The sequence below is a fragment of the Pseudanabaena sp. SR411 genome, from assembly GCF_002251945.1.
Classification (GTDB): Bacteria; Cyanobacteriota; Cyanobacteriia; order Pseudanabaenales; family Pseudanabaenaceae; genus Pseudanabaena.
Map to the genome: position 1 here is coordinate 1 of NZ_NDHW01000134.1, position 21,920 is coordinate 21,920.

The 21,920-nt window shown below is 42.5% G+C and carries 18 protein-coding genes, 1 tRNA gene and 3 pseudogenes; 11 read left to right on the forward strand and 11 right to left on the reverse strand.

The features are described 5' to 3' along the window. The first annotated feature begins 121 nt into the window (after positions 1–121). The 10 genes from B9G53_RS14235 to B9G53_RS14280 all read left to right on the forward strand — a co-directional run bounded on the left by B9G53_RS14235 (position 122) and on the right by B9G53_RS14280 (position 11,534). Positions 122–958 carry an HNH endonuclease gene (locus B9G53_RS14235; protein WP_094533414.1) on the forward strand — a complete coding sequence of 279 codons (837 nt, stop codon included), beginning with the start codon at positions 122–124 and terminating at the stop codon, positions 956–958. Positions 959–997: 39 nt separating this feature from the next. Continuing rightward, complete coding sequence (locus B9G53_RS14240) at positions 998–1,207, forward strand: hypothetical protein (RefSeq protein ID WP_094533416.1); 210 nt, start codon at positions 998–1,000, stop codon at positions 1,205–1,207. Between the two features lie 13 nt (positions 1,208–1,220). Beyond that, positions 1,221–1,442 (forward strand): hypothetical protein, encoded by a 222-nt coding sequence (locus B9G53_RS14245; RefSeq protein WP_094533418.1) that lies wholly within the window; start codon positions 1,221–1,223, stop codon positions 1,440–1,442. Next, positions 1,432–1,839 carry a putative toxin-antitoxin system toxin component, PIN family gene (locus tag B9G53_RS14250; RefSeq protein ID WP_094533420.1) on the forward strand — a complete coding sequence of 136 codons (408 nt, stop codon included), beginning with the start codon at positions 1,432–1,434 and terminating at the stop codon, positions 1,837–1,839. Before B9G53_RS14245 ends, B9G53_RS14250 begins: the two co-directional genes overlap by 11 nt. A 164-nt stretch (positions 1,840–2,003) precedes the next feature. Continuing rightward, entirely contained in the window at positions 2,004–2,318 is a 315-nt protein-coding gene (locus tag B9G53_RS14255) for a hypothetical protein (RefSeq protein ID WP_094533422.1), read from the forward strand. 163 nt (positions 2,319–2,481) lie between these two features. Continuing rightward, entirely contained in the window at positions 2,482–3,078 is a 597-nt protein-coding gene (gene clpP, locus B9G53_RS14260; RefSeq protein WP_094533424.1) for an ATP-dependent Clp endopeptidase proteolytic subunit ClpP, read from the forward strand. Between the two features lie 115 nt (positions 3,079–3,193). Next, positions 3,194–4,579 carry a phosphoglucosamine mutase gene (glmM, locus tag B9G53_RS14265; protein ID WP_094533426.1) on the forward strand — a complete coding sequence of 462 codons (1,386 nt, stop codon included), beginning with the start codon at positions 3,194–3,196 and terminating at the stop codon, positions 4,577–4,579. Between the two features lie 119 nt (positions 4,580–4,698). Then, complete coding sequence (locus B9G53_RS14270; protein ID WP_094533428.1) at positions 4,699–7,803, forward strand: PAS domain-containing protein; 3,105 nt, start codon at positions 4,699–4,701, stop codon at positions 7,801–7,803. Positions 7,804–8,063: 260 nt separating this feature from the next. Then, on the forward strand, positions 8,064–8,498 hold the full coding sequence (locus B9G53_RS14275) for a response regulator (RefSeq protein WP_094533430.1): 435 nt from the start codon (positions 8,064–8,066) through the stop codon (positions 8,496–8,498). A 654-nt stretch (positions 8,499–9,152) separates the two neighbouring features. Beyond that, positions 9,153–11,534: an EAL domain-containing protein gene (locus B9G53_RS14280; protein WP_254923659.1), complete on the forward strand. Its 2,382-nt coding sequence runs from the start codon at positions 9,153–9,155 to the stop codon at positions 11,532–11,534. 240 nt (positions 11,535–11,774) lie between these two features. Here B9G53_RS14280 and fabD read toward each other — a convergent pair whose 3' ends face one another. From fabD to B9G53_RS14320, 9 genes and pseudogenes are all read right to left on the reverse strand, one after another. Next, positions 11,775–12,656, reverse strand: a complete 882-nt coding sequence (gene fabD, locus B9G53_RS14285) for an ACP S-malonyltransferase (RefSeq protein WP_094533432.1) — start codon at positions 12,654–12,656, stop codon at positions 11,775–11,777. A 225-nt stretch (positions 12,657–12,881) separates the two neighbouring features. Then, a pseudogene (locus B9G53_RS14290) lies at positions 12,882–13,067 on the reverse strand (transposase); the annotation flags it as partial. Positions 13,068–13,101: 34 nt separating this feature from the next. Continuing rightward, positions 13,102–13,446: pseudogene (locus B9G53_RS14295) on the reverse strand (transposase); the annotation flags it as partial. A 405-nt stretch (positions 13,447–13,851) separates the two neighbouring features. Then, positions 13,852–14,004, reverse strand: a pseudogene (locus tag B9G53_RS27430) (Uma2 family endonuclease); the annotation flags it as partial. Between the two features lie 79 nt (positions 14,005–14,083). Beyond that, the gene (locus tag B9G53_RS14300; RefSeq protein WP_094533437.1) at positions 14,084–15,472 is read right to left on the reverse strand and encodes an FAD-binding oxidoreductase; all 1,389 of its coding nucleotides are present in this window, start codon (positions 15,470–15,472) and stop codon (positions 14,084–14,086) included. Positions 15,473–15,533: 61 nt separating this feature from the next. Further along, positions 15,534–17,162 (reverse strand): serine/threonine-protein kinase, encoded by a 1,629-nt coding sequence (locus B9G53_RS14305; protein WP_094533439.1) that lies wholly within the window; start codon positions 17,160–17,162, stop codon positions 15,534–15,536. A 142-nt stretch (positions 17,163–17,304) separates the two neighbouring features. Next, positions 17,305–18,048, reverse strand: a complete 744-nt coding sequence (locus tag B9G53_RS14310) for a Ycf66 family protein (RefSeq protein WP_094533441.1) — start codon at positions 18,046–18,048, stop codon at positions 17,305–17,307. A 207-nt stretch (positions 18,049–18,255) separates the two neighbouring features. Then, positions 18,256–18,375 (reverse strand): photosystem II reaction center X protein, encoded by a 120-nt coding sequence (locus B9G53_RS14315; RefSeq protein WP_094533443.1) that lies wholly within the window; start codon positions 18,373–18,375, stop codon positions 18,256–18,258. 294 nt (positions 18,376–18,669) lie between these two features. Then, a complete protein-coding gene (locus B9G53_RS14320; RefSeq protein ID WP_094533445.1) occupies positions 18,670–19,143 on the reverse strand; it encodes a phosphate-starvation-inducible PsiE family protein in 474 nt (157 codons plus the stop codon). 156 nt (positions 19,144–19,299) lie between these two features. On the opposite strand from B9G53_RS14320, the gene B9G53_RS14325 reads away from it, so the two are divergent. Then, positions 19,300–20,244, forward strand: coding sequence for a LysR family transcriptional regulator (locus B9G53_RS14325; protein WP_094533447.1), 945 nt, complete (start codon positions 19,300–19,302; stop codon positions 20,242–20,244). A 38-nt stretch (positions 20,245–20,282) separates the two neighbouring features. Here B9G53_RS14325 and B9G53_RS14330 read toward each other — a convergent pair. Both B9G53_RS14330 and B9G53_RS14335 read right to left on the reverse strand, forming a co-directional pair. Next, positions 20,283–20,353 (reverse strand) — tRNA-Cys (locus B9G53_RS14330). Between the two features lie 141 nt (positions 20,354–20,494). After that, positions 20,495–21,838, reverse strand: a complete 1,344-nt coding sequence (locus B9G53_RS14335; protein ID WP_094533449.1) for a hemolysin family protein — start codon at positions 21,836–21,838, stop codon at positions 20,495–20,497. Positions 21,839–21,920: the final 82 nt, after the last annotated feature.

Genomic DNA, 21,920 nt, shown 5'->3' on the forward strand with positions numbered 1-21,920 from the left:
CTTGTTCATCTAACAATTCGGTCAGGGGAAATTTGATCATCGCTTCTCTGTCGATTCATGAAAATGACTTCCTCCTATTTTGCCATTTCACCTACTTCCCCAGATGAGCGAATGTAAGGTTATGCGAAAGTTAGCAAAGCCTATTGATGACGTTGGTGAAGTTTTTCTTGCTTGTATCAGTGGATTTAGAAATCATAATTTGAAATCTCGTCTATCTTCAGTAAAGATAGATATAGTATCTGCTGCTGTTGACTTTGAACTTGCTGCTTCCTCAAATACACTTCATACATTGATACCTCAAAATGATATTAATGGGATAGTGACCAAGCAAGAAATGTTGGATGTTTATACTAATGGTATGGTAAGCAATTCTTTAGGAAGAAAAATTTATGACAAATTATTAGCTGGTCCTGTACATGGTCGTTGTCCATTATGTGGTCAGGGGCGTGTAAAGACCTTAGATCATCATCTACCTAAATCATTATATCCTGCACTTGCTGTTGTTCCCGCTAACCTCATTCCTAGTTGTTCCGATTGTAATAAGGCAAAATTAGATGCAAAACCAATTAGTGCTGAGTATGAAACGATTCATCCCTATTTTGATGATATAGAAAGTGATTTGTGGCTTCATGCTAGAGTCATTGAAGAATCCCCCACAGGTATTCAGTTTTTTGTAAAAATACCTGAAAATTGGAATAACGTAAAGTCCAAAAGAGTAAAGCATCACTTTAAAACTTTTAAACTTTCTTCTCTGTATACTTCACTAGCAGCAGATGAGATTTCTGGTATTCGGTATTATCTTACCCAACTTTTCTCTAAAACAGGTTATCAAGGAGTTAAAGAACATCTTAGCGAGGAAGCCATAAGCCGCGAAAAAGTGTATCTAAATTCTTGGCAAACAGCTATGTATAAGGCACTTACTGACAGTTACTGGTACTGTTCAGGGGGATTTAAATAATAATAATTAGACAAAACCAAACCTTATATTTGCTAAACCATGAAAACGATCGCTATTCAGATAGACGAAGACGTTGCCCAAGCATTTCAATCTTCACAACCAGAGCAACAACAACAGATTCAAGCATGGCTCAATCAGTGGATGAGACAAGCTTCGAAAATTAGTAAATTACAAAACACGATGGATAGACTGAGTGATGAAGCTGCGGCTAATGGATTAACTCCAGAGATTTTACAGGCAATCATTTAGAGAGGTTATTAACATGGGAACTATCACAATTCAAGTCGATGCTGAAGTTGCGAAGGCATATCAGGAAATCAATTCTACCAACCGTAAAAGAATAGAAATGCTATTTAACATTTTAGTGCAACAAGAGTTAAAAGAAATTTCCCTCATGCAAATCATGGATGATATTGGCTATCAAGCTGAAAAGAATGGATTAACCCCTGAAATTTTAGAATCAATACTTGCGGATGAAGACTAATCGAATTGTCTTTGATACCAATGTCATTGTCAGCGCTTTAATGTTTCCTCGTTCTGCGCTAAGACAAGCCTTTAACCTTGCCTATTCCACAGGCAAAATCTTAGCATCTACAGTAACTATTCTGGAATTAGAAGAAGTTCTCAGCCGCAAGAAATTTGAGAAATATTTCTCAATGGAAGAACGCATCCAATTTGTCGCTAGATTTTTTGCCGATGCAGAAATCATTGAAATTAACGAAAAAATTACAGCTTGTCGCGATCGCAAAGATGATAAATTCTTAGAACTGGCTGTCAACGGGAAGGCGAACTATATCATCACTGGCGATCAAGATTTGCTTGTACTAAATCCGTTTCAAGATATTGCAATTATTTCTGTATCAGATTATTTGAGCTTGTAGTGAATAGGCGATCGCCCCTTCAGCCTCATTAGCGATCGCTTAAATCTATAGCAGTTCTCAGAATAGGCACATTAGAAATAACTTGAACCTTTCGGCTAGGAGCAAATGTCTAAATCAGCGTAATCGTTAAACAGTTAATTAAGGCGATCGCCACAGGTGACATCATGAAAAGCTTCATTCTCCCACTCCTTGCAGCTACCTCAGTTCTCAGCACCCTCAGTCTTATGAGTCCAAGCTCGGCATCCGCAGGACCCATCCGCGATCGCCAAGTTAATCAGCAAGCTCGCATCTACAAAGGTGTGCAACAAGATCAAATCAGCCCACTAGAGTATAAAAAATTAGAGGCAAGAGAGGCAAAAATTGCTGCTCAACGTCGTGTTTATCTTAAGGATGGTGACTTGAGCGGTAAAGAAGCTGTCCGTTTGACCAATGCTCAAAATCGGACTTCGAGAGCAATCTATCGCGATCGGCATGACTAAGAGCAACTTTTAAAAGTGTTGCAAAGCAACACTTTTAAAAGTTTACTGGGTTGCGTTTGAGCGTAAAGCGGTATATTTGCGGGGTGAAATCCGAATAGAGACAACGGTTAGCTGTTATGACATATCAGTACAATATGATGAGAGTAAACCGTAAAGATAAACTATGATCCCAACCGTAATTGAACAGTCTGGTCGTGGCGAAAGAGCCTTTGACATTTTTTCGCGTCTACTGCGGGAGCGGATCGTATTTTTGGGGCAACAGGTTGACGACAGTATTTCTAATATCATCGTTGCTCAGTTGCTTTTTCTCGAAGCCGATGACCCCGAAAAAGATATTTTCTTGTATATCAACTCCCCTGGTGGTTCTGTGACCGCAGGAATGGCGATTTACGATACGATGCAGCACATTCGTCCTGATGTTTCCACTATTTGTGTGGGACTAGCAGCAAGTATGGGTGCTTTCTTGCTCACAGGTGGCGCAAAGGGTAAAAGACTATCTTTGCCCCACACACGCATCATGATTCACCAGCCTCTTGGTGGCGCACAGGGACAAGCGACAGATATCGAAATCCAAGCCAAGGAGATTCTATATCACAAGAATCGCCTCAATGAGTTGATGGCTTTCCATACAGGACAGCCGATTGAGCGCATTGCTGAAGATACCGATCGCGATTTCTTTATGGCTCCCGATGAAGCTAAAAATTATGGGTTAATCGACGAAGTGGTGTCACAACGCCCAAAATTTGAAGTCGCAGCATAATGTTTTAATAAAATGGCTCACATTGTGAGCCATTTTATTTTTTATATTGGTCTATGGTTTACAACTGGCTAAGCCAGATTGAAAACAACTAGAAGGTGTGTGTAGAGGATAGCTTATGAAATTGTTTGGTACAGATGGCATTCGTGGTCATGTTGGGAGTTTTCTAACGGCTCCACTGGCGCTAGAGGTTGGGATTAGTGCAGGCAAAATTTTAAAAGAGCGAGTTGAGCTTGATCGGGCTATAAATCAGACCAAAAGCGCAAATGTAATTGCGATCGGGCAAGACTCGCGGACATCGGGCGATATGCTCTCCTCTGCAATTTCCGCAGGGTTAACGGCGGCGGGTTGGGATGTGTGGCATATTGGGCTATGTCCTACGCCTGCGGTAGCTTATCTAACGGCTAATTCCCCTGAAATCTTTGGCGGTGTGATGATTTCAGCGAGCCATAATCCACCTGAAGATAATGGTATTAAGTTCTTTGGTGATAATGGTGCAAAACTCTGTGGCGAGACTCAACAAGCGATCGAAAAACTTTTAGAATCGCGGCTTCATGCTGATCTCGTTAATTCCTCTACGGATTGGGGCAAGTATCATGAAAAATCCCATTTAATTTCTGATTATCAAGAGTCTTTGCAATCCTCGATCGCTACGGATTTAAGCGGCTTAAAAGTAGTATTGGATCTAGCCTACGGTTCGGCAACTCGTGTTTCCTTGGAAGTATTCCGTAACTTGGGCGCAGAAGTAGTTTGCTTGCACCAAGAACCCGATGGCGATCGCATTAATGTTAATTGCGGCTCTACCCATCTTGAACCTCTACGTGCTGCCGTCAAAGAACATGGTGCAGATATGGGCTTTGCCTTTGATGGTGATGCCGATCGCGTGTTGGCGGTAGATAGTAATGGACGTGTAGTTGATGGTGATTACATTCTCTACCTGTGGGGACAGGAATTGCTCGAAAACAATCAACTGCCCAACAGTGCGATCGTCACCACCGTGATGGCAAATCTCGGCTTTGAACGGGCATGGCAAAAACTTGGCGGTAACTTAGTCCGCACCGATGTCGGCGATCAATATGTTCATGCAGAAATGGTGCGATCGGGTGCAATGCTCGGTGGCGAACAGTCAGGGCATGTCCTATGTCGGCATTATGCCGTTAGCGGTGATGGATTACTTGCAGCATTGCATCTTGCGGCTCTTGCGAAACAAAAAGCCCCTCTCGCTGAACTTATGGATCAAAGCTTCCATCCCTATCCCCAATTGCTAAAAAATGTGCGCGTCGAAGATCGGGAATTGCGTCGCAATTGGCAGACTTGTGATGCATTAGTGCAGGCGATCACTTTAGCCGAACAGGATTTAGGCGATCGGGGTCGGATTCTAGTCCGAGCCTCTGGTACAGAGCCTTTGATGCGAGTCATGGTGGAAGCTGAGACTCTTGATTTGGCACAGCATTGGACAAATAGTTTGACAGGACTCATCGAAAAGCAGTTTGTCAAAGCTTAAAAACCTATAGCGCACGCGGCGCGTGCGCTATAGGTTTTTAAGCTTTTATAGTAAAATCTTGAGTCAAACCAAGTATTTTAGAGAGTTTTTTAAAAACTTTCTAGTGGAGGGCTAGCCTGATGCGTCAAGCCCAAGAATTCATCCATCATCCTGACAACTTACTGGCTGAGATCATAGATAGCTTTGATGATCTCATCTGGTCGTTGGCTTTGCCCAAGCTCACGGCGCTATATTTTAATGCTGTGGCTGCCAAAATTTATCAATGCTCCTGTAATGATTTGCTGGACAATGGCTATCTATGGCTGGATCTGATTGCCATTGATGATCAGCCGAAAATGCAACAGGCGATCGCCCAAGCCCAACAAACAGGATCATCCCAACTTACCTATCGTATTCAGCCGCTTAATGGAGAGGTTCGTTATCTTTCGGCGCGTTTAAAAATATTTAAAGATGCTTCAGGATTGCCCATTCGCTTAGATGCGATCGCTCAGGAAATTAGCGCCACTGGCGATCGCCAAAACTCAGATTACGCAGTCCAAGATCTCACTAACAATCATCAGCAAACTCATAAAAAACTCTATGTAGAAGGAGTAATCTTACAAAGTGAGAGCAACTATCGCCAGATCGTAGAACAACAAAGCGATCTAATTTTGCGATCGCTGGCGGATACCACGATTACCTTTGCCAATGAAGCTTTATGTCGGATGCTGGGAGGTCGTCTAGAGGATTTGATTGGTAAAAGATGGATTGATTTTGCAGATCCCGATGACTTGCAAAATGTTTTGAATAGTTTATCAACCCTCTGTCCCTCGCAATCTAGCTTTATTGCGATAAATCGCGATCGCCGTGCTAATAACCAAATTGGTTGGACACAATGGATTAATCAAGGGATTTTTAACGCACAGGGAGAACTAGTTGAGATTCAATCCGTAGGACGAGATATCACGACTCTCAAATTATCAGAACTAGCCCTCAAACAACTAAACGAAGAACTGGAAATGCGGATCGAGCAACGCACGGCGGATTTGCGCGAAAGTGAAGCCCGTAAACTGGCAATTATCCATGCGCTGCCCGATCTCTTACTACTGCTCAAGCCCGATGGAACTTGTGTACAGTGCATCATGCCATCCATGGATGACAAGACGAAATATATACCAATCAAACATCATATTTCTGAAGTCTTATCCCCAGAGACTCTCGCTGCACAACTACAACTGTATAAGAAGGCGATCGCGACAAGGGAAGTACAAATCTACGATCAGCAACTAACTAAGTTTGGCAAAACTGTATATGAAGAGGTGCGGATCGCGCCCTACTGTGAAGATGAGCTATTGGTAATTGTGCGTGATGTGACCGATCGGCAAATAATCGAGCAGCAACTTCAAAATGTGACCGATCGCTTGACCCTAGCCCTAAAGTCAGCCGCGATCGGTATTTGGGAATGGGATATTGTGAACAATAGGCTCTTTTGGGATGAGCGTACCTATGAACTTTATGGAGTTAATCCTGATCAATCTGCCGATGCCTATTTAGCTTGGGCAAGTCGAGTACATCCTAGCGATCGCCCATTGACCGAAGCGGCTGTACAAAAAGCTCTAAATGGTGAACAAGATTATGAACCCGAATTTAGGATCGTACTGCCCGATGGTAAAATTCGCCATCTCAAAGCCTATGCTTTGGTGCAGCGTAACGACGATGGCGAACCTCAACGCTTGATTGGGATTAACTTTGATATTACGGCGCGTAAGTTAGCCGAAGAACTTTTACTAAAAAGGGATACCCACCTCAAGACGGCTCAACGCATTGGCAAACTGGGGAGTTGGGAATATGAGACTGATACAGGACAGCTTACTTGGTCAGATGAGGTCTTTCGTATTTATGGACTTGAGCCGAGGGACAATCCCCCAGACTATGAGCAATTACAGTTATACATCCATCCAGAAGATTGGGAGCATTTTGACAAGACCGTACAAGCCGCGATGAAATTGGGGCAATCCTACGATCTTGAACATCGAATCATTCAGCCCAATGGCTCATTGATCTATGTGTTGGCTAGGGGCGAAATGATTTATAACGGCTCAGGTCAATTGACTCACATCATCGGCACTGCCATGGACGTTACGTCGCGCAAGCTTGCTGAAGCCGAGTTAACTCGTAGTCGTGATTTGCGCGAAGCCCTGTTTAATGAATCCACTGATGCGCTGTTTTTGGTTGATCCTCAGACCCTACTCACCACAGATTGTAACCATCCCGCCATAAGACTCTTTGCTGCTTCTACTAAGGCAGAACTCATTGGTATCGAAGGACATACACTTCAGCGATCGCAATTTTCTAACGCAGAACTTGAGGCGATTGATCTAGAACTGGAAACCAAAGGTTTTTGGAGTCGAGAAATTGAATATGTAACCCTTAAAGGTGATTACTTTTGGGGTAATCTTGCCGTTAAGCCCATCACGGTAGGGGATCGCACGATTAACCTAGTCCGCGTAACTGATATTAGCGATCGCAAACTTGCCGAAGCCAAAATTATCCAAACAGCTAACCAATTAGCCAATACCAATCGCGAATTAGAATCCTTTAGTTATTCTGTCTCCCATGATCTTAGAGCGCCATTGCGTCATATGCATGGATTTGTTAATGCTCTACAACAACGTCTGAAAACCCATGAAGCTCTGAACGATCCTAAAGTAGCGCACTATCTCCAAGTGATTGAGAGCAGTAGCCAAAAAATGGCTCATCTGATCGATGGATTACTTACCCTGTCTCGTTATGGACGGCGACCACTAGAGGCAACTGAGATCTCCATCCGCACCCTAGTTGATGAAGCGATCGAGATCCTGCGTAGCGATCCTCAGCACAACCCGTTAGTCGAATTTGCGATCGGTGAATTACCAACTACAGTTGGCGATCCTACGCTTTTACAGCAAGTTTTTCGTAATTTGATTGGTAATGCCGTTAAATTTAGCCGCAACCAGCCCCAACCTCTCATCCAAATTGATAGTTTGCCAGATCAGACCATTAGAATTAAAGATAATGGCGTAGGCTTCCAGATGGAATATGCGGATAAACTCTTTGGAGCTTTTCAACGATTACACAATGAAAGAGAGTTTGAAGGTACGGGCATTGGCTTAGCGATCGTGCAACGGATTGTTCAACGTCATGGCGGCTCAATTTGGGCCGAAGGATATCCTGATCAAGGAGCCACCTTTTTTATAAAACTCTAGAACTATGCGGCGCAACGCGCCACATATAGCGATTTTCAGTTTGCCGTAGGCAAACTGAAAATCTAAAAACCTTACTCTGATTGTTTTTTGTTTTGCAAATGAGTATGTCCACACTTGCAAACGCGATAGTTCTAGTAATACCAATTCATAAAAGTGTCGTCACGCTTTTGAGAATTAAAACCCAAACCCAGTCAGGTTTTTAAAAACACAAAATGGCGCAGCCATCTTGTGTTTTTGTATAATTCTTATGGTCTAAATATATGGAACCCACCCAAATTCTGCTTGTTGAAGATGATCCTAATGATGTTGAATTAATCCAAATTGCTTTAGACAGCTATAACTTTGTCAATCAAATAAATGTAGTCTCAGACGGGGAACAGGCGCTCCATTATCTGTTTGGGCGCGATGGGCAACCACCAACTCAGCCATTGCCTAGGCTAGTGCTTTTAGACCTAAAACTACCGAAAATCAATGGTATTCAAGTTTTAGAAATGATTCGTCAATCTCCGCGCACCCGTAATCTTGTCGTTGTGGTGATGACCTCATCGGGTGAGAACCGAGATTTAAAAGCTTGTTATGATTTGGGTGTTAATAGTTATATTGTCAAGCCTTTAGATTTTCAACAGTTTGTGGAAATGTCTCAAAAAGTAGGCTTTTACTGGATGATGCTGAATCAGCTACCATCCATTGATTAATGGATAAGTAACTAGATGAACACCCCAAGGATGAGGCGATCGCCTCATCCTTGGGGTGTTATTTGTAACTATGCTCAGCTACTTGTTATAAATGTTTTTACTTACTCCTTTCCCACCAAAGAAATAGCCATCAAAAACCAAGCATTAGCATTGCGGCGCTTCGCGCCGCAATGCTAATGCTTCACTGGGAAGGGAGTATACCAATTCACAAAAGTGTCGCCACACTTTTGTGAATTAAAAACTAAACCCAGTAAGGGTTTTCAAAACACAAAATGGCACAGCCGTTTTGTGTTTTGGTATTAAGTACTGTTTATTTAAGTATTCTTTTAGATATACTTTGGTAAATAGGAGCTATTGGCTAACACTTAAGAAACTATTTAAGAATTATTTTCTAGTGCGAAAAGTTCTAAGATATTTCCCTCAATCCCCCTTAAAGAGGGGGAAGAAGCTAATTCTCCACTCTTTTTGAGGGGATTTAGCCAATTCTTAAATAGGTTCTAATGGGGTGCGCGGTAAAATAAAGAACAGTTTTAGTAGCGCGACAAAGCCGCGCTACTAAAACTGGTTCTTTAGTCCTAAGTAAGTAGTTGCAGGCTCTTGAGAATGATCAGTAGCAAAAACTCTAAACCTATATCTTTGAGTCGTCTGTAAACCATGAGAAACTTGATATCAGAGTTTGGTGGAGAATCTGAAAAATTAGAGGAGCAGCGATCGCTGCGGATTTTGATTATTGAAGATGTGGAAGCCGATGTGGAGCTAACCCTATTAGCTCTGGAATCATCAGGTTTATATTTTACCTATGACATCACAGCCACAGCGATCGAATGCCAGAAGTTTTTACACAATAAAATCTACGATGTTGTCTTGTCAGACTATCGATTGCCCAGTTTTAACGGGCTACAGGCTTTTAGTTTTCTCAAACAATCAGGACAAGATATTCCATTCATCTTGATTACGGGCAGTTTAGGAGAAGAAGCGGCCGTTGAATGCATCAAGGCGGGGATGACTGATTATGTGTTGAAGGATCGTTTATTTCGGTTGCCCAGTGTTTTACAACGCGCTCTGCAAGAGTTTGAGTTGCGTCGTCAGCAAAAAGCAGCAATTACCCGAATCGAGCAGCAAGCATGGCGCGAAACTATTATCAATCGTATTGTCCAATCAATGCGAGAGACTCTCGTTTTAGCAGAGGTACTGCAAACAACGGCGGATCTATTACAGGAAGCTTTAAATGTCAGTCATTGTTTAATCTTTCAGCCAGATAATTTGCAGCGAATGCGGGTCTGCTATGCCAGCAAAAATAATATTGATCATGATGAACTTGTGATTGGTTTGTCCTGTGAGTTTTATGTCCATTATCAAGATGTTTTGATCCAAGGCAAGCAAATTCCTCTTCATCAAATTAGCGATGATTTTCCAGAGGAGCTAAGAAAGTTAGCAGAACAATATAGTATTCAGTCTCTTTTGATTACCTCTCTGGTGTATCAACAAACTTATTTAGGTGGAATTAGCCTATATCAGTGCGATCGCAAACGTATATGGTCTGACAATGAACTATCCCTCGTTAAGGCGATCGCCGATCAATGTGCGATCGCCATCCATCAGTCAGAACTCTATCAAAATGCTCAATCAGAGTTAGCAGAGCGCAAAAAGATGGAAGCACAATTGCGTCATGATGCTTTTCATGATTCGTTAACAGGCTTACCAAATCGTTCCTTATTTTTAGATCGACTCAACCACGCTCTCCAACTTTCCAATCGGCGCTCATATCTAAATGCAGGCAATCTCCCAGAAAAGTTTGCAGTTCTCTTTTTAGACTTGGATCGATTTAAGGTAATCAATGATAGTCTTGGGCATTTAGCAGGTGATCAGTTATTAAAGATTGTGGCAAAACGTCTCGTTGACTGCCTTCGTGGGGGCGATACAGTCGCAAGACTAGGGGGAGATGAATTTGTGATGTTGCTGGAAGAAATTGAAGATCTTAATGATGTCATTGAGGTGGTGCAGCGGATCAAAGAATCATTGAAAGTACCAGTATTTCTCGATAGTAATGAAATAGTGATTAGCACGAGTATTGGTATTGCCCTCAACTCTACTGACTATACGCAACCAGATCAGTTACTGCGCGATGCTGACACGGCGATGTATCGTGCTAAAGAACAAGGTCGAGATCGATATGAAATATTCAATCCTGCAATGCATACGGAAGCTCTTAAAAAACTACGACTAGAGAACGAGTTACGCCGAGCCATTGAACGCCAAGAATTGCGAATCCATTACCAACCAATTGTTTGCTTAAAGTCACGACGCATATTGGGCTTTGAAGCTCTTGTACGTTGGCAACATCCTGAGCAAGGATTGATACACCCTGCGGAATTTATTCCACTTGCGGAAGATGTTGGGCTAATTGTGGCAATTGATCTTTGGGTGTTAGAGGAGGCTTGCTTTCAGTTAAGAGTATGGCAAGAGCAGTTTCCGCTCGCCGCAACTCTAACCATGAGTGTTAATTTATCGGCTAAACAGTTTACTAAATCTGATTTGGCTGACCAAATCGAGAATATACTCCAAAAAACGAGGCTAGATAATCATTATTTGAAGATAGAAGTAACTGAGAGTATATTAATTGAAAAAACTTCTTTAGCAGCGCAAATCTTAGGCGAATTAAATGAACGCAATATTCAAACTTGTATTGATGATTTTGGTACGGGTTATTCTTCGTTAAGCTATTTGCATCGATTCCCAATTCATACCCTCAAGATTGATCGCTCCTTTATAAATCAACTTGATCATCATTCTGGAGATAGTGAAATCGTCAAAGCAATTATTGTTTTAGGAATAAATCTGGGCTTAAATGTGATTGCGGAAGGAGTAGAAACTGCTGAGCAGTTGGACTATCTGAAAAGTTATAATTGTGACGCGGGGCAAGGGTATTATCTGTTTGCGCCTTTAGAAGCTGAGGCGATCGCGGCATTACTGGAAGCTGTGCCAAGTAGTTTAGAAGAATTAGACTTGTTAAAGATGGAATGTGAACCGTCATAAAGCAAAAAAACAAGCAATGAGAGACGATGCAAAGCGTCGTTCCTCTTTGCTTGTTTTCTAACATGTGCCAACACTTTTATTGATTACAGCCTATTGAGGCTTTGAGTAGTACAGAGAGATTTTTAGAAGCGGCGCGGAGCGCCGCTTCTAAAAATCTCTTTGGGGTGTAATTAAGCGCAAAGCGCTGTAACAACAAGGGTTTCAACAGATAAAATGGCTATGCCATTTTATCTGTTGGTATTACAGAGCGATCGCCTGTTCCAACGTACTGACATTCACCAACTTCAAGCTAGGAGCCGTGCGTTTTACTAGTCCTGTCAAAACTTTGCCTGTACCAACTTCGACTACCTGTTCATAGCCTTGAGCAGCAAGATACAAACAGATTTCGCGCCAACGTACTGGGGAAGTCATCTGTTGAGTGAGGCGATCGCGCAAAATCTGTCCAGAAGTTGTGGCATCATTTGGCTCTACATTAGAAATGACAGGAATTGTCGCTTCATTAAAAATCGTCTGTTCAAGAATTGCCGTAAATTTAGCCGATGCATCCGCCATTAGAGGGGAATGGAACGCACCACTTACGGCTATAGAAATTGCTCTCTTAGCCTTGACCTGTTCACAAATTGATTTTACCGCCGCTTCTGTTCCCGAAATCACAGCCTGATCGTTGCTATTATCATTGGCTAAAATGACATTTTCAGTTTGGGCGATCGCCGTTTCTAAGGCGGAGCGATCAAACCCAAGCAACGCAGTCATTGCACCGCCGCTTGCCTCTGACATCAGTAGCGATCGCTGCTTCACTAACTCTAAACCTGTGGCAAAATCAACTACACCCGCACAATAGAGCGCACTATATTCGCCCAAGCTATGTCCTGTCACTACCTCTGGCTTTGCACCTTTTGCTTGCAATATATCGGCAAGAACCGCAGAAATTACATACAAGCAAGGCTGGGTAAATTCGGTTTTGGCAAGTTCCTTTGCATCTGTCTGTGATTTTTCTAAAATCGACCAGCCCAAAATTTGCTCGGCTTTATCGAACTTATCCTTGCCTACTTCCGCAAGATCTAAGCCCATGCCAACAGCCTGAGAACCTTGTCCAGGGAATATCCATACATTTCTGGTCATTTTTATAAAATGTTTATTAAGCTTTAGTTACATTTTACAGTTTAACGCCATGTGAACCCCAAGGGATTTTTTGAAAGTGTTGTGAAGCAACACTTTCAAAAAATCCCTTGATTTGAGTTTGAGTGCAAAAGTGCTGTAATACCAATTCACGAAAGTGTTGTCACACTTTTGTGAATCAAAAAACAAACCCAGTAAGGTTTTTTAAATTAACGTGAGTTCGACAAACTAAAAGATGGCAGGAGGTAGAGCAGGCAAGCCTTTGAAGAGAAGATCTAAGGCAGGTTTAGTCTCACGATAGGTATAGACAACTAACCCAGCAAGAAGGTTAACAAGGAAATTGAAAAAACTGCGATGTCTTGAATGCTCAATCTGAGAAATGTTTTTGAGTTGGTCATTGACGGACTCAATAATGAGTTTGTCAATAGTATTGTGTCAAAGGAAAAAGTTAGAGAGGAAAGCGATCGCCAAACTCAATAGCAAAACGATTGAGAGCAGCTTTCCAATCTTTAATCGGCATCGTCCATTTTTTAGCAATATTATTAATTGCCAAGAAAACGACCTTCAGGGCGGAATCATCAGAGGAAAAAGAGGGATGATTGCGTAAGACCTTACGCAAAGTCATATTCACTGATTCAATCGCATTAGTGGTGTAAATCGCTTTGCGGATATCCAAGGGGAAAGCAAAGAAAGGGATTACCTGCGTCCAGTGGCTCAGCCAAGACTTGCTAATCGTGGGATAAAGATTGTCCCAGCGCTCGGCAAAATCAACCAAAGCCTGCTCCGCAATCTCTCAACAAATGTGACACACTACCGGCTATCACTCTCGCTTTCAATTCTGTTTCTGAATCTAACTTCTTTGGCTGGTTTTATGAATGTGATGCTCGTACCACGCTCATTTGAAAATATAACATTGCATCTAATTGAGAATCCATTAATAAACATTGCTCCAAATGGTCAATATCCAAATCAGGCAAACATAAACTATGGGAACTCTGCACATAATCCGTAGACCGCAAGCAAAGAATTCTAATCTTCTCCCATGCTACAGATTACCTAATTAAGATGTTCAGGCTCAGCTAAAGTTTGGATCATGGCTTGGAGAATCAGAGCTTTGAGACTCTTTTCTATTCTAAACACAACAAATTAAATACGTTATCTACTGTCACCTGCCAGTTTAAAACATCCAAAGTTGAAGTTGAGGAAAAGGTTTCTGATAAATTTGGCTATCAATATATTCACTAGCAGGTTTAGTTTCTGGTAAAGCCAAAAACTCTTCAATTGATAAGTTATTGGTGCTTACCGCTCCAGTTAGCTCTAAATTTTTACGTGGCTCTGATGCGATCTCCATTATCTAAACCTCCATAGGACTCAGAAAGCTATAGCACTATATCAAAAAAGATAGAGTGGCGGCGCGTAGCGCCGCCACTCTATGAATACAAGCGATCGCAACTGAGCAAACCCCTAGGATCAAACTGCTGCTGAACCTTAACCATCAGATCCCGCGCATTACCGCGATAACCCCAGACATTTTCGAGATTACTAGAGTTATTTCCTAAAGTTCTACTGCCAAACTTTAAAGCTTGGGGTGCTTCCAAAATTGACAGAAAACCACCGCAAGATTCAGCAATACTTCTCACTTTGGCGATTTGCAAAGCGATCGCCTCTAAATCCTGTACATCTTCCACACGCAAAATCCCTAAACCACTACCAGTATGAATTTGCAAATAATAGGATTGATTATCAAAAATCTGTTCGCATTCCTTTACGAATGACACACTAGCCGATGGTAATAGGCCTAGCTTACAAACTACAGAAGCACTTTCAGAAGATTGCTCCAAATTACGAAGCTCATCTTGCCAGATCAGAATTTCTAATAACTCCCAAAATTCCTTTGCCTCTCCTAAAATCTGCACTTCTAAATTTAATTCTTTAGCAAGTACCGCAATGCGATCGCACTGCTCGATCACACTAGCTTTGAGGCTAGCAAATTGGAGAACTAAGCCGATACCTTTTCCTAAACCAAGATCGGCGATCGCAGTTGCTGATAGTAAATCGCAAGCCGTAGGCGTAAGTACCGAGGTACTAATTTTTTGTTGGGCTTGAGCGATCGCCTCAGCAGTCCCAGTAAGTACCACAATTTGGGTATATTCAGGCAAAGGATAAAGCCGAAAGGTTACACTCGTAGCAATTCCCAAAGTTCCGTAAGAACCTGTTAATAATTTCATGAGGTCATAGCCAGCCACATTCTTGACTACGCGCCCACCCGCCTTAGCTACTTCCCCATCGGAGCGCACAAACTCGATCCCCAAACACATGTCCCGCACGCTGTTATAACGATGTCGCAATGAACCTGCACTGCCTGTTGCTAAAATGCCGCCAATCGTGGCTTCAGCACTGTAAGGAGGATTGATCGCTAAAAATTGTCCTTCCTTAGCTAAGACTGTTTGCAAATCCTGATATTTCACGCCCGACTCAACCGTGACTGTGAGATCACCAACACAATGCTCAATCACTCGATTTAATTTTGAGGTACTGATTACCAGATCCGCTCGACTGACTAAGCCACCCCAATCTAACTTCGTGGCATTCCCACAGGGCAGCACACGTAAACGGTGTTCGTATGCTAAAGCGATCGCCATTGATAATTCAGCGATCGTCTGGGGATAAAGCATACAGACTGGAGGCAGACTATCAGGTGTGAGACTATTCACAACCCGTTTGTGCAAATTTGGTGCTAGGCGATCAAATAAAACAACACCATCGACTCCAAGCAAGTCAGTAAATAAAGCAATCAGTTGATTATCAGCAAGTCTCACAAAATTAATGTCCGTACATACCTAATATTGGAGCAGGAATTTTGTTGCCCCAACATATATTTTAAAATAAGCGTTTACCGCCATCGGGGCGAATCGTATTCCAATTGGTTTTGGCTTGGGCTAATTGCTCTTCGGAGATCTTCGCTCCTTTTAAATCCGCCCCACATAGATTTGCGCCATTTAAATTTGCTTGACTTAAATAGGCTCCCTTCAAATTAGCGCCACTTAGATTTGCCCCAGATAAATCCGCTTTACTCATATAAGCTGATTGAAGATTTGCTTCACGTAAATCAGCCAAAATCATCGACGCGCTACCCAAATCACACTTGATCAAGATGGCACGGTGCATCTTTGCGTCACGCAAATTGGCACTATTTAACTTAGCTTGCGATAAATTAGCACCTTGAAAGCTAGCACCAGTGAGATCACTATGGCAGAAATCAGCCTCCACTAATTTAGAGCGACTCATGACAATTCCGGGCAGAGTTGCACTACCAAAAGCAGCTTTAGAGTAATCTTGGTTAGTAAAGTTACGCTTACCTTGATTGTATTCCACAATAACTCTACGTCCACCTTTAAGCTCACTAGTGCCAATACGACTGCCTGATCTGGTACTACCTGAGGTCAACATGCCGCTATTATCAAACTGGGTTCCCTGATTATTGCCGTATTTCTGGGATTGAATACGTGAGTTAGGTATCTGCGTCGCAGGTCTTACGGTCACAGAGGAAGGGGCTGAAGGCGGCGCATAATTTGAGGCTGGGGTGGCGGCTTTAGGTGGCTCATCAGAAATTCCACCAGATTCTAATGCTCTCAAGGCTTCTTCTGCCGAGCGAAATCGCTGTGATACTGATTGTTGAAGCAATTTCTCAAAAACGACTCTAAGGCGATCGCTCAGCTTGACCTGAGATTTCCAATTAATTTCACCTGTATAGGGATCGTGGGGTAAGTCCTTAGGCGATCGCCCTGTCATCAGATACAGACAACTCATCGCTGTGGCATAGAGATCGCTAGAGTATACAGGTCGCATCGCCATCTGCTCTGGTGGTGCAAAACCAGGTGTACCGATCGCAAAATTAGTTAATAAACCACTGGGATCATCATCCGCCGAGGGTTTATTAACTTGGCTAGAAACCGCACCAAAATCAATTAATACCAATTGCCCATCTTGTTTGCGTCGCATGATGTTCGCAGGCTTGATATCACGATGAATTACCCCGTTTTCATGCATAAAGCCAAGGGCAGGAAATATTTCTGAGAGAATCTTCCGAATTTCAATTTCGTTAAAGGCCCCTCGTCTCTCAAATTCTTGCTTTAAAGTTTCACCATCGACGAATTCTTGGACTAGATAAAAATTACTATCTTCTTCAAAATAATCTAATAAACGGGGAATCTGCGGATGGCTACCGATTTTGCCGAGTGTAAAAGCTTCACGCTCAAATAATTCTCGCGCCATTTTCATCACACTGGCGGATTGGGTATTTGGGCGCAATTGCTTGACTACACAGGAAGGGAATCCAGGCAAGCCTTCATCGGCAGCCAAAAATGTAGCGCCAAATCCACCCTTGCCTAGCGGACGACTGGCGCGGTAACGATTTCGCAGCTTTAGATTAGAACCACAGGTCGCGCAAGTAATGGCAAATGGTTCATTATTAGGATTAGCACAGTTCGGATTAACGCAATAACTCACGGTTGATCGAAAGCCCAAGTGATGGTTGATCAAATCAAGTTGTAGGAATGGTAACAGTTTAATATGTCACTGACCTACGGAGACTCATAGCTTAAATCAAAAATAAATTAAGTATATTTGTGATTAACTCTAGCAAATAAATCTAAAAATCGTCGCTATTTGATACATCAGTATTGCTATATGAGGAAGGACGGCTTGATGGTCTGCGTCTTCGTCCAGATGTAGCAGGAGTATCTTTACCAGATTCGCCATAGTTATCAGATTCACTATTCCGATTTCGGGGGCGTTCTTCGTTTATATTATCATCGCTAGGTCTTGGGCGACGTTTTGGGCTGACAGGACGAATATCACTTTCGTCGATATCAATCACTGAGTCATTACTATTAGTATCATTGCTACTCCTTTTCGGACGACGAGATCGACGAGTATCTGTAGTATCTCCCCGTAGCTCACTGGCTTCAGCACTGTTAGAAATAGAGCCTCTCATCCGACGTGATGGATCACGATCGCGGCGAGGAGCGATTTCACGAGTGGGATCAATCTCAACCCGATAGTCAGAACCAATGGGTTCTTCATCATCAACAAGAGGGCTAGAAGGCGCTCTGCGGGCTTGATTGGCAAGAGCTTGGCGCAGGACTAAAGATTCTACGGCAAACCATCCTGCAAAGCCCACCACTAGGACTTGTGCTAACTGCGTTGTAATTTCCATCCGAAAATTAAAAGCTAGCAAGATGATTCCGTAGACCAAGGCGATCGCCGAGAAAAAGATATCGTGGTCGCGGGCTAGTTCAGGGCGAAAGTTTCGCACAAAATATAAACCCACACCTCCTAAAGCGGCAACAATTGCCAAAAGAATCATTAGCGGGTTGCCACCGATGTTGATCATGGCTCTATATTTCTCCTAAATACCTGCATTTTTTGTCTCAAACACTAAATGTATAATTAATCAGTGTTTGGGACAGCCTTTGTTCATCAGTATAACAATACAGCGCTTTGCCTTGACGCAAATTTCTCTAAATCAAAAGCCAAAATATAAAACCCAAAATAATAAGAGGCGGCGCATTGCGCCACCTCTTATTATTTTGAGTCTGAATTAACCTCGGCGGATAATGCGATCTTTTTGGCTAACGATCAAAACGGCTGCGAAGATTAGACCAAGAACTACACCACCTGCGACAAGGCTGCCTAGAAAATTAGTTAATGATTGTGTCATATAGATATTTAGGTAAAGTTTTGATATACAGATTAAATTCTTAACATAATTTTAGCTTAAAAAGCGATGGAGTCAGTCTTCCAATCGTGGTTTTCATGATGCATCATACGCTTATAGCAACGCAAGAATTAGTGGTGGCGCTTCGCGCCGCCACTAATTCTTTGGGTTTTATGCCCTAAGCAAAACTTACATTGCTATAGAACCCAAACCAAGGGATTTTTTGAAAATCCCTTGGTTTAGATGTTTGAATCGATAATTGCCTAAGCGACAGGGATATAAAAACAGAAGTTGATTTTAATTTTTATGGAGCTTGTTTTGGCTGCGAACAATCCAGTAACTGATTGATAGAGACAGAACTGCGATCGCTAGCCCAGCCAGATCGCCATCAGCTTTGGTGTCAAATATAATGACTTTGCGAGCAACTGCTGTTAAAGCCGTAATAATCACTAGCTCTAGTTGGATTGTGTGGTGACGCAAGTAAGCTGTGACATTTTCCATTAGTTCGAGTGCGATTAGCACATTCAGGAACATCCCAAATATTTTAAGCAAAGGAATACTGAACGCCCCTCTAGGGTCAGTTAAAAACAGATCAATGGTTAGTATCCGCAAGAGGTCAAATAGTGCGCCAAAAATTACTACAACTAAGGCGATCGCCATTACTTTAGAAACAACATTTTCAACTCTTCTAATTGCTTTTAAAAAGCTCTCATCACAAAAAGCGATCGCCAAGAAGCGAAATAAATTTTTAACTTGTTTCCTCGTGTTCATTAACAGACTCACACTATCTAAATTTTTTTATAGCGATCGCTAGCCATAGAAAGTATAGCTGTCGCGTAATCAAAGATTATATAGATCAAATGTATAGAATAAAAGTATATAAGAATGATAAAATCATAGAATGCAATCTATGGTTTTATCATTCTTATGGGTTACCACTTATCTGACTCTCAATTAGCTAGTCATATCACACTGCATCAGTTGCAGGTATTTGAAGTAGCGGCTCGACATGGGAGCTATACCCGTGCGGCAGAGGAATTATTTCTCACCCAACCCACGGTTTCAATGCAGATTAAACATTTGACCAAGGCGATCGGGATGCCTTTATTTGAGCAGGTGGGCAAAAAACTATTTTTAACTCAGGCTGGGCGAGAGTTGTTTACCACTTGCCAAGAGATTTTTGGACGCATATCTCAATTTGAGATGAGTGTTGCCGACATGAAGGGGCTAAAACAGGGATATCTCAAGATAACAGTGGTGACAACAGCAAAATACGTGATTCCGCGTTTACTTGGTCCATTTTGTCAGCGTTATCCTGGGGTGGAAATATCTCTGAAGGTAACAAACCATAGCGGTATTTTAGAGAGGCTATCTGAGAATAAGGATGATCTATATATTCTGAGTCAAGTTCCCGATGAGCCTGATGTCAAGGCGCACCCATTTCTTGCCAACCCATTAGTTGTACTAGCAAACCATGATCACCCATTGGCAAATGAAAAAAATATTCCGATTCAAAAGTTAGCTGATGAGCCGTTTATCACGAGGGAGTCTGGTTCTGGGACAAGGGGATATGTACAAAGGTTGTTTGATGAACACAAAATTACGCCCAAAGTAAAAATGGAGCTTGCGAGTAATGAGGCTATTAAGCAGGCGATCGCAGGTGGTCTAGGAATCTCGATTTTGTCGCGCCATACGATCGCTTTAGAAGGGGCTTCAGGTCAAATTGCGATTTTAGATGTGGAAAATTTTCCGATTCACTGTCACTGGTATGTCATTCATCTGGCAGGTAAGCAGCTATCGGTGGTCGCTCAGGCTTTTCTGGAATATTTGCAAACTGAAGGCAAGCAGATTGCTGAAGATACTACATGGTAAAAGAGAGTGAATGCAAAGCATTCACTCTCTTTGAAAAAAGGCGGCACCCAGATTCGAACTGGGGGTGAGGGTTTTGCAGACCCCTGCCTTACCACTTGGCTATGCCGCCGAACGGATAATGAGTATAACAAACTAATGTAATTAGTTGCAAATTTTTGATTGCTATAGAACCCCAACAATTCTCATTATAAAAATCGGGTTTGATGCAAGTCAGTCTTCGGCTGACTTGCATCAAACCCGATTTTAGGTTTTAGGTTCGCTTAGTACTTTTGAGATCTTCGTCTACTGGTGGTAATGGTGGTGAGATATTAACTAGTACTTTATCTACACGGTTGCCATCCATATCAACGACTTCAAAGCGCATTCTTTCCCAAGTAAAATGTTCGCCAACCATGGGAATATGCCTGAGATAGGTCATCATCAGTCCGCCGAGGGTGTGGTAATTATGATCTTTTTCGTAGGGTAGCTCCTCTACCTCAAGGATTTCCTTGAGGCGATCGCTAGAAATCATGCCATCGATCAACCAAGAACCATCTTCTCGCTGCATTGCATCGGGATCACCTTGGCGATCATTGGATGGTAGATCACCGACGATCGCTTCGAGCAAATCGGTAAGAGTGACTATGCCCTCGACACCACCATACTCATCAGTCACCATCGCCACGCGATCGCCAGATTGCTTGAACTGCTCTAACACGCTCAAGGCACTGGCTGTCTCCGCAACGTATAAAGGTGGGCTGCTAGCTTTAACTAGATCAATTTGTTCCCCATTCAGACTTGCATTGAGGAATTCTTTGATTTCGACAATGCCGACACAATCATCAAGGTTTTCTCTGGCTACAGGGAATCGTGAATGTCCACTCTCCAAAACTTCGCGCTGTGTTTCTTCAAACGGGGCATCGACATCCAACCAATCGATTTCGGTACGTGGAGTCATTAGGGACTTGATGGGGCGATCGCCTAAACGAAAAACACGCTCAACCATGTCATGCTCGGCTTCTTCAAACATCCCCGACTCAGCACCCTGAGCAATCATCACCTTAATTTCTTCTTCTGTAACCTGTGACTCCTCAGTTATCTGAATCCCCAATAAGCTAAGTAAAGCTTCGGTTGAAATGCTTAGCAAATACACCACAGGAGTACCAATATTGGCAAGAAATCGCATTGGCGGGGCAACGGCACAGGCAATCTGCTCGGCATTGCTCATCGCTAACCGCTTAGGGACAAGCTCGCCAACCACCAGAGACAGGTAAGTAATGATACCAACCACAATTGCAAAGCTAAGGGTTTCGCTATAGGGTTGGATCAAAGGGACAGTATCTAATGACTTTTGCAAGGTTTTTGCCACGGTTGCGCCACCCAATGCACCGCTTAAAATCCCGATTAAGGTGATGCCAATTTGCACAGTTGACAAAAAATTATTAGGTGAGGCGATCAGTCTTAAAGCTGCTCTGGCTTTTGCATTTCCTTCCTTTGCCCACTGCTCTAGGCGCACTCTGCGAGCAGAAACAATCGCTAGCTCGGACATCGAAAAAACACCATTGGCAAGAATTAGCAAAATGATGAGTAAAGCTTCAAAAGCGAGGGAAGACATTGTTTTGGGTCAGAACGACTTTATGGGAATCGTTTGTGAAATTTATTAATAGTAGATATATATTCTCATACCAAATTTTGTG